Below are 11,440 nucleotides of genomic sequence, written 5' to 3'. Positions count from 1 at the left end.
GGAGAGCTTTGTGATGCCGGCCTGAAGGCCGGCCATCCAGGGCAAACACAAAGAAGAATTGAACATCCATCCACGCTTGCGACGAGATTGATCGACCATCATGGCCAACCGGGTTCACCCCACACCGATTAACGCCGATAACTCTTCCGGCTCATTTGCAGCCGCTTGTATCGACTGGCGCTTCGGTGACGCAGATTCCATGTCGGCACGGGCCACAACAGAGCCCACCTCAGATGCCGGATATACGACTGCAGGCGCTTCCCCAATAGCCAATCTATCGGTCAACCTCTTGCCGTTGAGGGGGAGTCCATATACGAGGGGTTAGGTCTCACGCTGCAGCCGCCCTAAAGACGACGAGGTGCGGCGACGACTTATTGAACTCTTTCATTCGATCTGCCAAGTGAATGTGATCGTAGGTCTCGCCCATCCGATCCATCTCCGCCGCACAGAAAACGAGAAATTCACCAAGGCGTCGGAGCTCAGTTGGCGTTGCGCTCAACGTGATCTCAGCCAATTCTTCCGAAACGACATGCTCGGGCTCGACGTTTTGATTCGCGTATCCAGAGATTTTCATCTGAGACCTAACGTAATGTAGACCGCAAGACCCGCGGTATAAAACCGGCGCTGCAATATAACGTGGTCATCAAAATCCTCCTGGAAGCGGCATGCCTGTTGGGTTTTCCTGAAATTTTGTACAGATTTATACAGGTATAAAAAATCTGCGAAACCCGGCAGATTTCAAAGCAGTGTCTCACAGCCATTCGCTTTGAAACAAGGCAACGAATGCCCTGAAAACAACGGTGCATGCAGCATGCGTGACCTGGCGCATGCATGCATTTACAAGCTTTGGTTTACCAGGTCGCCTGCACGCCCCACCGCCGCAGACCAAAAAACTGCAACTCCGCCAGCACCGCCACCGTCACCGCCTGCATCACCACGTAGGCCACGCCCAGCGCCGTGGGCTGCACGCGCCCGCTGGTCAGCAGCAACACGCACAAGGCGGCCCAGCCGAGGTTGCCTGCCACCAACGTCCAGATGACGCTGCGCGGCAGCGGGTTGCGGGTGGACACTAAGGCCACCACGGCGGCGTAGACCAGCAGGAACTCTCCCGTGTAGGCGACCAGTGGTTCAGGCAGGTTGAGCAGCCGCGCCATGGCTGCGGGAAAGGCGACCTGCAGTGCGCCGCAGGCAATGCAGGACAGCGCGTCAACGCGCAGAACGTTGCGCAGGAAGTTGGGGGACGACAGCATGACCGAGGAGGCAGAACGGGAAAGCGAAGTTGAAGACATGAAAAGCTCCTTGTAAAACGGGATGATGGTGGCCGGTGAAGGTGTTGAACCAGGGTGAACAAGGCTTGAGCCAACTTGCGCGACCAGCCGCCAGACGATGCGCATGACGGTCATGATTCCCGGGTAGCAGCGCAGCGTCGATGACCTGGGAGGTAATGGGAAGCTGGCGGTGATGGCTTTAGGATGGCGGCATGAATGCCAGCGTCCACCCCATTCCGGCCGCGCGCCGCACCCCCCAACCCTTTGGCGATCATCTGCGTCACTGGCGTCAGCACCGGCGCCTGAGCCAGCTGGACCTGGCCCATGAGGCCGACATCTCGACCCGGCACCTGAGCTTTGTGGAAACCGGCCGCTCGGTGCCCAGCCGCGAGATGGTGCTGCGGCTGTCGGAGCGGCTGGATATTCCGCTGCGCGAGCGCAACGTGTTGCTGGTGGCCGCCGGCTACGCGCCCATGTACCGCGAAAGGCCGCTGGCCGACCCGGCGCTGGACTCGGCGCGCCGGGCGGTGGAGCTGATTTTGAAAAGCCACGAGCCGTGCCCCGCACTGGCGGTAGACCGCCACTGGAACCTGGTGGCGGCCAATGCCATAGTGCCGCACCTGCTGGCAGGCGCCGACCCTTCCCTCTTGCAGCCGGGCCAGACCAATGTGCTGCGGCTGAGCTTGCACCCGCAAGGCCTGGCCTCCGCCATCGTCAACATCGTGCAGTGGCGCAGCCATATCTTTGAACGGCTGCGCCAGCAGGTCATGGCCACCGCCGACCCCGGGCTGACGGCGCTGCTGGAAGAGCTGCGCGCCTACCCCTTGCCGCCCGGCGCTGAAAACACGCAACTTGACGGGGAGCACCTGGGTGTGGCGATGCCGCTGCAGTTTCGCTCGCCAGCGGGCGTGCTCAACTTCATCAGCACCACCACGGTGTTTGGCACACCCGTTGACGTGACCTTGCAGGAACTGGCGCTGGAGACGTTTTTCCCGGCGGACGATGCCACCCTGCAGGTGCTGCGGGCCTTGCAGGCGCAGGGCTGACTGCCTATTTGCGCTGTATTTGCTATATTTTTGATAGCTGTTGGCGCACGTCCTCATTGGGCTACAGGCCTTTTTTATCAAAAAAAACAGGCCTGAAACCGCCCAAAACAGCGAAAAATCGCCCTCACCCACTGAAACAAGCGACCAGAAGCCTCGAAGGCATGTCACCGGCGTGATTGGCAAGCCAGCGCCGCTGGCGCGTAATAAGGGACAAACCAGCCACAGACCGCGGAGACACGCATGACCGAATCAACAGCCGTCCAGGCGAACGAAGAAACCACCCACCACCGCATCTGCCCGCTGTGCGAGGCCTGCTGCGGACTGGAGCTCAAGGTGAAAGCCGGCAAGGTCACCAGCATCCGCGGGCACGACGCCGACGTCTTCAGCGCTGGCTACATTTGCCCCAAAGGCGTGGCGCTGAAAGACCTGCATGAAGACCCCGACCGCTTGCGCACACCGCTGATCAAGCGCAATGGGGTGTTTGTCGAAGCCACCTGGGACGAAGCGTTTGACGAAATCAACCGCCGCCTGCCGCCGCTGATGGCCGCCCACGGCAAAGACAGCGTGGCCGTGATGGCGGGCAACCCGACTTCGCACAAGGCCGGCTTGCTGCTTTACTTTCCGCGGCTGGTGCGGGCGCTGGGCACACGCAATGTGTATTCGGCCTCCACGCTGGACCAGATGCCCAAGCAGCTGGCCACCGGCCTGATGTTCGGCAACTGGCTCAGTGTGGCCGTGCCTGATATTTCGCGCAGCGACTTTGTGCTGATGCTGGGCGCCAACCCGCTGGCCAGCAACGGCAGCCTGTGGACGGTGCCCGACTTCAAGGGCAAGGCCAAGGCACTGCAGGCGCGTGGCGGCAAGCTGGTCGTGGTGGACCCGCGCCGCACCGAAACCGCCGCCATGGCCGACGCGCACCACTTCATCCGCCCCGGTGGCGACGTGTTTTTCTTGCTGGGCCTGCTGCACACCGTGTTTGCCGAAAAGCTCGCCAACCCGGGCCGGTTGGCGGAGCACCTCAACGGCCTGGCCGAGGTCGAAGCAGCGGTGGCGCCGTTTGACGCCGACACCGTGGCCGCGCGCTGCGGCATCGGCGCAGACACCATCCGCAGCCTGGCGCGCACGCTGGCAGGCACACCGCGCGCCGCCGTCTATGGCCGCATCGGCACCTGTACACAGGAGTACGGCACGCTGGCCAGCTGGCTGATCGATGTGCTCAATGCCGCGACCGGACACCTCGACGAAATTGGCGGTGTGCTTTTTCCCAAGGCCGCGGCCTTTGCCGCCAACACCGCGGGCCGCCCCGGCAGCGGCAAGGGTGTGGCCACCGGCCGCCACCACAGCCGCGTGAGCCGCGTTCCCGAGGTGCTGGGCGAGTTGCCGGCTACTTGCCTTGCCGAAGAAATCGAAACCGCCGGCCCCGGCCAGGTCAAGGCTTTCATCAGCATTGCCACCAACCCCGTGCTGTCGGTGCCCAATGGCGAGCGCCTGTCGCGCGCGCTGGGCAAGCTGGACTTCATGGTCAGCCTGGACATCTACCTCAACGAAACCTCGCGCCACGCGGACGTGATCTTGCCGGGCCCCTCACCGCTGGAAGACATGCACTACGACGTGGTCTTCACGCAGTTCTCCTGGCGCAACCACGCACGCTACAGTGCGCCCGTTTTTGCGCGCGCCAATGGCCAGCCCGACGAATGGGAAACCCTCGCACGCTTGACCGCCATCCTGCAGGGCAAAGGCGTGGGCACCAGCGCAGCCGACCTGGACGACGCCCAGTTTGCGCAGGATGCCCAGCGCCTGTTTGGTGAGCACAGCGCCGCAGTGGTCCAGGCGGTCAGCGGCCTCAAAGGCACCGACCGCCTGCTGGACGTGGCACTGCGCAGCGGTCCCTACGGCGACGGCTTTGGCCGCCAGCCCGAAGGCCTGACGTTGGCCAAGGTGAAAAGCCTGAGCGGCGCGAGCGGCGGCATCGACCTCGGCGAACTGGCGCCGCGTATTCCCGAAATACTGCGCACGCCTTCCGGCAAGGTTGAACTGGCGCCGCCTTCGCTGCTGGCCGACCTGGCCCGCCCCGCCGCCGACTTGCTGCGCCCCGTGCCCGAACTGGTGATCGTCGGCCGGCGCGACGTCAGGTCCAACAACAGCTGGATGCACAACCTGCCGCTCTTGGCCAAAGGGCCTTTTCGCTGTACCGCGCTGGTCCATCCACACGACGCGGCGCGCCTGGGCCTGGCCGACGGCGCCATCGCACGCATCAGCAGCCGCAACGCGGCCGGTCAGCAGCACATCGAAGCGCAGGTGCAACTGAGTGACACGATGATGCCCGGCGTGGTGAGCCTGCCGCATGGATGGGGCCACGGCCAGCCTGGGACACGGCTGTCGCTGGCGGCCGAGCGCCCCGGCGCCAACCTCAACACCTTGCTGGACGACCAGTGGCGCGACCCGCTGTCGGGCAATGCGGTGTTGAGCGGCATACCGGTGGAGATGCAGGCGCTGGCGTGACGCATCCACGCCGCTGCATCGATGCTACTGAATTGATAGCTGGTCCCGCACGTCCCTATTTGGCTTCAGGCCTTTTTGGCAGGTAAAAACGGCTCCAAAAGGGCAAGAAAGAGCTTTTAAGAGCCTCAAAGCCGAGACGGAGCCCGTGGCAGCTTCGCTGAAGGGCTGACGGCACATGCTCGATTGCAGGCACCCCAAATACTTTCCCCGCTTTACCCAGCAGGAGCCGCGATCCGGCTTTGCCGGGCGCGAGGCGGAGCGCCCCTTGAGGGGCAGAGAGCTAGACGGAGTGAGCGAACGTGGGGTCTGTAAACACATGCGCCTGGCCGGCCACGGTGATCTGCACCGTGGCGCCCATCGCAGGCACCTGCAGGGCCGGCGTGCGCACCAGCAGCGGCGCATCCCAGCCGGCAATGCCGTCTTCGGGGGCGTCCACGCGGTGGCGCAACAAGCGCACCGACAGCACGCAGACGGCGCCGCCGAAGTCGGTGTCGGTCACGACGCCATAACAGGCGGCGCCATCGTCGCTTTGCTTGGCCGATGGCAGGGGAACTTGCGTCACGTGCAACTGCTCGGGCCGCAGCATGATGTTCGCCGCGCCGCTGCGCTGGTTGTCGTTGACGGCGATGCGCCCCAGTGCGCACTCAGCCCAGCCGCCGGACAGCTGCGCGGACAGCACGATGCTTTCGCCGAGAAAGCTGGCGGTGGCGGCGTCGGTGGGACGCAGATAAAGCTCGGACGGACGGCCCGCCTGCACCAGTTGGCCGGCGCGCATCACGGCAACCTGGTCGGCAAACGAGAGCGCTTCTGCCTGGTCATGCGTGACCAAAATGGTGGTGATGCCGGCTGCGCCCAGCAGTTTGGCCACCGCCTTGCGCGTGCTGGCGCGCAGGCCGGTGTCCAGCGCCGAGAAAGGCTCGTCGAGCAGCATCAGGCGCGGCTTTTGCGCCAGCGCGCGTGCCAGTGCCACGCGCTGCTGCTGCCCGCCCGACAGTTCATGCGGGCGACGCTTGAGCATGGCCACGTCAAGAGACACCATGTCCATCAGCTCGGCAATACGGTGGTCCCGCGCGGGCATGTTGCGCGGCAGGCCAAAGCCGACATTGTCGGCAATGCTCAGGTGCGGAAACAGTGCGCCGTCTTGCGGCACAAAGCCAATGCCGCGCAGGTGCGCGGGCACGGCCTCAGGGCCGTCGGCCAGCAATTGCCCGCCCAGCGTGACGCGGCCGGCGTCGGGCACTTCAAACCCGGCCATGATGCGCAGCAAGGTGGTCTTGCCCGAGCCCGAGGGGCCGACGATGGCGGTGCGGCTGCCGGCGGCGGCCTTCAGGCTCACGCCGCCCAGCACCTCGGCGGTGCCGAAACTTTTGTGGATGCCGGTGAGTTCAAGTGAAGTGGTCATCGTCCTGCCGAGCGTCGGGATTGGGTATAGAGCAGCCAGGTCATGGGCAGCGAGAGCAGCACCATGATCAGCGCATGGGGCGCGGCAGCGGCGTAGTCAATCTCGCTGCTGTAGGCCCAGAAGGTGGTGGCCAGCGTGCGCGTGCCGTTGGGCGCGAGCATCAGCGTGGCAGTGAGTTCATTGGTGATGCCCAGGCCCACCAGCGCTGCGCCGGCTGCGGCGCTGGGCGCGGCCAGACGCAGGGTGACGGACCACAGCGCCTGCGCGGGCGTGCGGCCCAGGCTGCGCGCGGCTTGCTCCAGTTCGACCGGCGCCTGGGCGATGCCTGCGCGCAGGCTGATCAGGGCGCGGGGCAAAAACATCAGCAGATAGGCCAGCAGCACGGTGATGGCCGTCTGGTAGATCGGCATGCGCACGGTGAAAGTGACCAGCGCCAGCGCAATCACCACACCCGGCAGCGAGCCCACCATGTAGTTGCAGGCTTCCAGCGTGCGCTGCAAGGGGCCAGGCGAACGGATGGACAGCCAGGCCATCGGAACGGCGGCCACAGTTGTCAGCACGGCACCCGCACCGGCCAGCCCCAGCGTCTGCAACAGCGCCGGGCCCATCTCGTCCCAGCGCCAGACCCCAGTGCCACCGGCCACCAGCCAGCGCGCCAGCGTGGCCAGCGGCACACCCAGCGACAGCGCCGCCACCGCGAGCGGCAACAGACATGCAATCCAGCGCCAGGCCCCCAGGCGCCGCAGCACCGGCATGCGGGCCGCGCCGCTGCCGACACGGGCGTAACGCGCGTCACCGCGCACCAGCGACTCCAACCCCAGCAGCGCAAAACAGCACACCACCAGCACGCCCGAGAGCATGTTGGCGGCGGGGCCGTTGTAGGTGGACTGGAACTGGTCGACGATGGCGGTGGTGAAGGTGTCGAAGCGGATCATCACGTAGAGGCCGTATTCGGCCAGCAGGTGCAAGCCCACCAACAGGGAGCCGCCGCAAATCGCCAGCCGCAACTGAGGCAGCACGACGCGAAAGAACACGGCCCACGGCCCCAGCCCCAGCGAGGCGGCGCTGTCTTCCATGCCAGGGTCCAGCCGCCGCAACGCTGCAGCCACCGGCAAATACAGAAAAGGAAAATACGCGATGACCGAGACCATCACGCCGGCCGGCAGGCCATGCAGACTGGGGGCCGCGGTCATCCAGGCATAGCTGTGGACAAAAGCCGGCACGGCCAGCGGCGCGACCGCCATCCAGGCCCAATAGCGGGCACCAGGCAGGTCGCTGCGCTCAGTGAGCCAGGCCAGCGCGGTGGCAAGCGCAATGCACAGCGGCACAGTGATCAGCACCAGCAGCGCGGTGTTGACCAGCAGCTCGCCCACGCGCGGGCGAAAAATCAACGCGCGCGCGGTTTCCCAACCCGTGTTGAAGCCGACCCACAGCACGAAGGCGAGCGGCAGCAACGCCAGCAGCGACACGACCAGGGCCGCAGCACCCACCCACGAGAAACGCCGCGAGCCCCCAGCGAAGGCACGCGGCGAAAAGGCCAGGCCGGCTTCAAGCGGCACTGGCGAGATGGTGGGAACTGCACTCACATCAAAAAGGTCACGCCACAGCGGCGTGACGGGTTTACAGCAGACCGGCCTGGGTCATCAGGTCGGTGACTTTTTTGCTGTTGAGGTTGGAAGGCTCGACCTTGGGCGCCTGCAGTTCGGCCAGCGGCACCAGCTTGGGATGGGACTGCGCGCCCACGCCGACAGCATATTCATAGGCGTCGCCGGTTTTCAAAATCTCCTGGCCGCCCTTGCCGGCAATCCATTTCACAAAAGCCTGGGCCTCTTGCTGGTGCTTGCTTGACGCCAGCACGCCGCCGCCGGAGATGCTGACGAAAGCGCCCGGGTCTTGATGGCGAAAGTAATGCAACCCGGTGTTGTTGCTGTTTTCGCCGGTCTTGGCCTGGTCGCCATAGTAGTAATAGTGGTAGATCAGACCGCCCTCAATCTGGCCGGCATTGACCGCCTTGAGAACCGTACCGTTGCCTTTGTAGGGCACGGCGTTTTCTTTCATGGACTTGAGCCAGGCGGCGGTGGCGGCTTCGCCCTTGAGCTCCAGCAGCGCACTCACAATGGCCTGGAAGTCGGCGCCCGAAGGCGAGGCGGCCCAGCGGCCTTTCCAGGCGGGGCTGGCCAGGTCCAGCATGGACGCGGGCACCTGGGCAACTGGGAGCTTGGCCTTGTTGTAGACAAACACGGTGCTACGTGCGGCAATGCCTACCCAGCGGCCATGCACAGGGCGGAAGTTGGCAGGCACTTCCGACAGCGTGGCCGCGTCCAGCGGTGCAAACAGCCCCGCGGTGTCGACCAATGCCATGGCGGGGGAGTTTTCGGTCAGGAACACGTCGGCCGGTGAGGCCTTGCCTTCCTGCACGATCTGGTTGCCCAGCTCGGTGTCGCTGCCGTTGCGCAAGGTGACCTTGATGCCGGTTTGCTTGCTGAAGGCCTCGGCCCAGGCCTTGGTCAGGCTGGCGTGCTGGGCGTTGTAAACCACGATGCCTTCGGCCGTAGGCAACACGGCCTGTGCCAGGGAAACCAGCGGCAACGCGGCCAGGCCGGTGGCCAGCGCAACAGCGCCGGCAAAGGACGGGAAAGACAATTTCATGAAGAAACCTTTAGGAAAGGGATAAGTCCGGCGCGTGGGCCAGGCCAACGCGGCGACGGCATGGACCGGCGCATCCTGTAAGCAACTCGTAATACAAATACGAATTACTTGCATCTATATGGTAACCGCTCGCGCTATTAGTTCCCCATTTGGTCCGCTGTAGGGCGATGGTTTACACAGGCTGCGGCCTCGGCAGGGCTGTCGGCACTTGCTGACAGTTGCCCGCGGCACCCGCTGATGAGCGCTTTGTGGTGCGCTGCTTAGTCTTGAAAGATCAACCTACCAAGACACGGAGTTTTCATGAGCGCAGCCAAATCAGACCTCGACACCCTCTGGGAGCTGATCAAGGACATCAAATTCGGCATGCTGACGCACCGCCATGCCAACGGCATGATGCACGCCCACCCGCTGACGACGCAGAACCAGTCCATTGATGAGGGATCGCAGCTGTATTTCTTCATCTCGCGCAAGAGCGAGCTGGCGAAGAGCCTTTTGCAGGACGGCAATGTCAATGTGTCGTATGCCGACCCCGGCGACGACAGCTATGTGTCTCTGTCAGGCCAGGCCACAATTTCCGAAGACCGGGCCAAAAAGGAAGAGCTTTGGTCGCAAGTGGCGCGGGCCTGGTTTCCGGCCGGCGTGAACGACCCTGACCTCGCCTTACTGCAAGTGCACATCCACCACGCCGAATACTGGGACGTGAAGGAAAGCAAGATGGTGCAGCTGGCCAAAATGGCGAAGGCCGCACTGACGGGAGAAACGCCCCCCAGGCTGGGCGAACACAAAGAGCTTCACCTGTCCTGAACGGTACCCACTCCATGCCTTTTATCTCCTTCAACAAAGCCACAGACCCGGCTGCACCAGACGACCTGCGTATCAACACTGCGGCGGTCCTGTATGTGGAGGCCTCGCGGCCCGACCTGGTTGGCCACACCACCATCCACATGCTGGGCCAGGGCACCACCGTCAATGCCGTCCTTGAATCGATAGGCGCTGTGGTGTCGGCAATCGGCGGTTTGGTGGCGATAAAGCGCCACTACCTCGCGCCGCCGCCCGACGACGGTGCCAGCACGGTGTACATCCTGCCGTCCACTGTCAGCCACATCCGCCCAAACTTGCCCGAAACGCCTGAGTTCTGGTACGTGAAGTTTGTCGATGGGTCGGAACTGCGTGTGGTGGACCCGCTGCCGGCAGGGCTATAAAGCCTCGCACTTGATAACAAAAGCCCCGCTGAAAACAGCGGGGCTTTTTATTGGGCTGGATGCTGGGGCTGGCCGCCCTCACCTCTGCGGCGCCTGCGCCGGCACATACCGTATGGGTTCCTCGCCCACCCGCAGATAATTCACCACGCCCGTGACATCGTCGACCAGCCAAACCGCCTTTTCGAGCGCCTCCGATTGCTCGCGCGTTTTGACGCAGCCTTTGAGAAATACCAGCCGGCGCTCGCCCTGCACCCACACGCTGGTGTCGTCGAATCGGCCGTCAAGCCTGATGTACTGCGAGACGCGGGGAATGATTTCGGCGTCGTACAAATACGAATTGGGCAGCCGGCAGCGCCCCACCCGGTAGCAACTGCCGCCGTGCTGGGCGCGCACGTGAGCGACCTCACGCACTTCCTGTTCGGTATAGAGCGGCGCCTCGGGCACAGGGCACGGGGTAAGCGCCGACGTGACCTGAAGGAAGGGATCGTTGAAGGCGTTGGTGCGCGCCTCCTGGGCGCCAGCACCGGTTGCCGAAAAAAGGGCAAAAAAAAGGAAGGAAAAAAGTGATGGTTTCATCATCACTTCATCCTTCCATTTCACCTTCCGGCTGTCAAGCTCAAGCCGGAACGCTGTCCTTGACGGTATCGGCCATGTCGGTGTAATCCTTGACTTGGTCGAAGTTGAGGTATTGGTAGATCTTGTCACTGGCCGCGGTCAGCACGCCCATGTCGGCCATGTACTCGGCCTTGGTGGGGATGCGGCCCAGCTTGGAGCAGATCGCGGCCAGCTCGGCGGAGCCGAGGTAGACGTTGGAGTTCTTGCCAAGGCGGTTCGGGAAGTTGCGGGTAGAGGTGGAGAACACCGTCGCGCCCTCCTTCACCTGCGCCTGGTTGCCCATGCACAGCGAGCAACCCGGCATTTCCATGCGGGCGCCGGCCGAGCCGAGCACACCGTAGTGGCCCTCTTCCGTCAATTGCTTGGCGTCCATCTTGGTGGGCGGCGCCATCCAGAGCTTGACGGGAATGTCGCGCTTGTTCTCGAGCAGCTTGGAGGCTGCGCGGAAATGGCCGATGTTGGTCATGCAGCTGCCGATGAACACTTCGTCGATCTTGGCGCCGGCAACTTCCGACAAGGTCTTCACATCGTCGGGATCGTTGGGGCAGGCGACGATAGGCTCATGGATATCGGCCAGGTCGATCTCGATCACAGCCGCGTATTCGGCGTCAGCGTCACCCTTGAGCAGTTGCGGATCGGCCAGCCAGGCTTCCATGGCGGCGATGCGGCGCTTGATGGTGCGCACGTCCGAGTAACCCGAAGCGATCATCCACTTCAGCATCGTGATGTTGCTGGTGATGTACTCGATGATGGGTT

At 63.8% G+C, this 11,440-nt stretch carries 11 protein-coding genes; 4 read left to right on the top strand and 7 right to left on the bottom strand.

Annotated elements, in window-relative coordinates:
* Positions 1-328: 328 nt before the first annotated feature.
* On the bottom strand, positions 329-574 hold the full coding sequence (locus tag ABI546_RS04380; protein ID WP_348044487.1) for a hypothetical protein: 246 nt from the start codon (positions 572-574) through the stop codon (positions 329-331).
* Positions 575-851: 277 nt separating this feature from the next.
* Positions 852-1,289 (bottom strand): hypothetical protein, encoded by a 438-nt coding sequence (locus ABI546_RS04375; protein ID WP_348044485.1) that lies wholly within the window; start codon positions 1,287-1,289, stop codon positions 852-854.
* Positions 1,290-1,480: 191 nt separating this feature from the next.
* Here ABI546_RS04375 and ABI546_RS04370 point away from each other — a divergent pair, with 191 nt between their 5' ends.
* Positions 1,481-2,314: a helix-turn-helix transcriptional regulator gene (locus ABI546_RS04370; RefSeq protein WP_348044483.1), complete on the top strand. Its 834-nt coding sequence runs from the start codon at positions 1,481-1,483 to the stop codon at positions 2,312-2,314.
* A gap of 240 nt (positions 2,315-2,554) precedes the next feature.
* A complete protein-coding gene (locus ABI546_RS04365; protein WP_348044481.1) occupies positions 2,555-4,816 on the top strand; it encodes a molybdopterin-dependent oxidoreductase in 2,262 nt (753 codons plus the stop codon).
* 280 nt (positions 4,817-5,096) lie between these two features.
* On the opposite strand, the gene ABI546_RS04360 is transcribed toward ABI546_RS04365, so the two are convergent.
* Genes ABI546_RS04360 through ABI546_RS04350 form a run of 3 tightly spaced genes read right to left on the bottom strand, consistent with a single transcriptional unit; the run spans position 5,097 to position 8,867 of the window.
* Positions 5,097-6,218, bottom strand: coding sequence for an ABC transporter ATP-binding protein (locus ABI546_RS04360; RefSeq protein ID WP_348044479.1), 1,122 nt, complete (start codon positions 6,216-6,218; stop codon positions 5,097-5,099).
* Entirely contained in the window at positions 6,215-7,804 is a 1,590-nt protein-coding gene (locus tag ABI546_RS04355; RefSeq protein ID WP_348044477.1) for an iron ABC transporter permease, read from the bottom strand. Before ABI546_RS04355 ends, ABI546_RS04360 begins: the two co-directional genes overlap by 4 nt.
* A gap of 34 nt (positions 7,805-7,838) precedes the next feature.
* A complete protein-coding gene (locus ABI546_RS04350) occupies positions 7,839-8,867 on the bottom strand; it encodes an iron ABC transporter substrate-binding protein (RefSeq protein WP_348044475.1) in 1,029 nt (342 codons plus the stop codon).
* Positions 8,868-9,167: 300 nt separating this feature from the next.
* Here ABI546_RS04350 and ABI546_RS04345 point away from each other — a divergent pair, with 300 nt between their 5' ends.
* Both ABI546_RS04345 and ABI546_RS04340 read left to right on the top strand, forming a co-directional pair.
* Positions 9,168-9,671 (top strand): pyridoxamine 5'-phosphate oxidase family protein, encoded by a 504-nt coding sequence (locus ABI546_RS04345; RefSeq protein WP_348044473.1) that lies wholly within the window; start codon positions 9,168-9,170, stop codon positions 9,669-9,671.
* A 14-nt stretch (positions 9,672-9,685) separates the two neighbouring features.
* Positions 9,686-10,069 (top strand): hypothetical protein, encoded by a 384-nt coding sequence (locus tag ABI546_RS04340; RefSeq protein WP_348044471.1) that lies wholly within the window; start codon positions 9,686-9,688, stop codon positions 10,067-10,069.
* Positions 10,070-10,147: 78 nt separating this feature from the next.
* Here the strand turns inward: ABI546_RS04340 and ABI546_RS04335 are convergent, their stop codons facing one another.
* Together ABI546_RS04335 and ABI546_RS04330 are read right to left on the bottom strand one after the other, a co-directional pair.
* Positions 10,148-10,648 carry a BON domain-containing protein gene (locus ABI546_RS04335; protein ID WP_348044469.1) on the bottom strand — a complete coding sequence of 167 codons (501 nt, stop codon included), beginning with the start codon at positions 10,646-10,648 and terminating at the stop codon, positions 10,148-10,150.
* A gap of 37 nt (positions 10,649-10,685) precedes the next feature.
* Positions 10,686-11,440 (bottom strand): aconitase family protein (locus ABI546_RS04330; protein WP_348044467.1); only part of this gene is annotated, 755 nt, incomplete at its 5' end.

The sequence above is a fragment of the Polaromonas sp. genome (assembly GCF_039932935.1).
Classification (GTDB): Bacteria; Pseudomonadota; Gammaproteobacteria; order Burkholderiales; family Burkholderiaceae_C; genus Polaromonas.
This window is presented reverse-complemented; position numbering and strand designations above follow the sequence as displayed.

Coding starts and splice junctions, on each gene's coding strand:
- ABI546_RS04340 (WP_348044471.1), top strand. CDS start 9,686: ATGCCTTTTATCTCCTTCAACAAAGCCACAGACCCGGCTGCACCAGAC.
- ABI546_RS04365 (WP_348044481.1), top strand. CDS start 2,555: ATGACCGAATCAACAGCCGTCCAGGCGAACGAAGAAACCACCCACCAC.
- ABI546_RS04360 (WP_348044479.1), bottom strand. CDS start 6,218: ATGACCACTTCACTTGAACTCACCGGCATCCACAAAAGTTTCGGCACC.
- ABI546_RS04370 (WP_348044483.1), top strand. CDS start 1,481: ATGAATGCCAGCGTCCACCCCATTCCGGCCGCGCGCCGCACCCCCCAA.
- ABI546_RS04345 (WP_348044473.1), top strand. CDS start 9,168: ATGAGCGCAGCCAAATCAGACCTCGACACCCTCTGGGAGCTGATCAAG.
- ABI546_RS04350 (WP_348044475.1), bottom strand. CDS start 8,867: ATGAAATTGTCTTTCCCGTCCTTTGCCGGCGCTGTTGCGCTGGCCACC.
- ABI546_RS04375 (WP_348044485.1), bottom strand. CDS start 1,289: ATGTCTTCAACTTCGCTTTCCCGTTCTGCCTCCTCGGTCATGCTGTCG.
- ABI546_RS04380 (WP_348044487.1), bottom strand. CDS start 574: ATGAAAATCTCTGGATACGCGAATCAAAACGTCGAGCCCGAGCATGTC.
- ABI546_RS04335 (WP_348044469.1), bottom strand. CDS start 10,648: ATGATGAAACCATCACTTTTTTCCTTCCTTTTTTTTGCCCTTTTTTCG.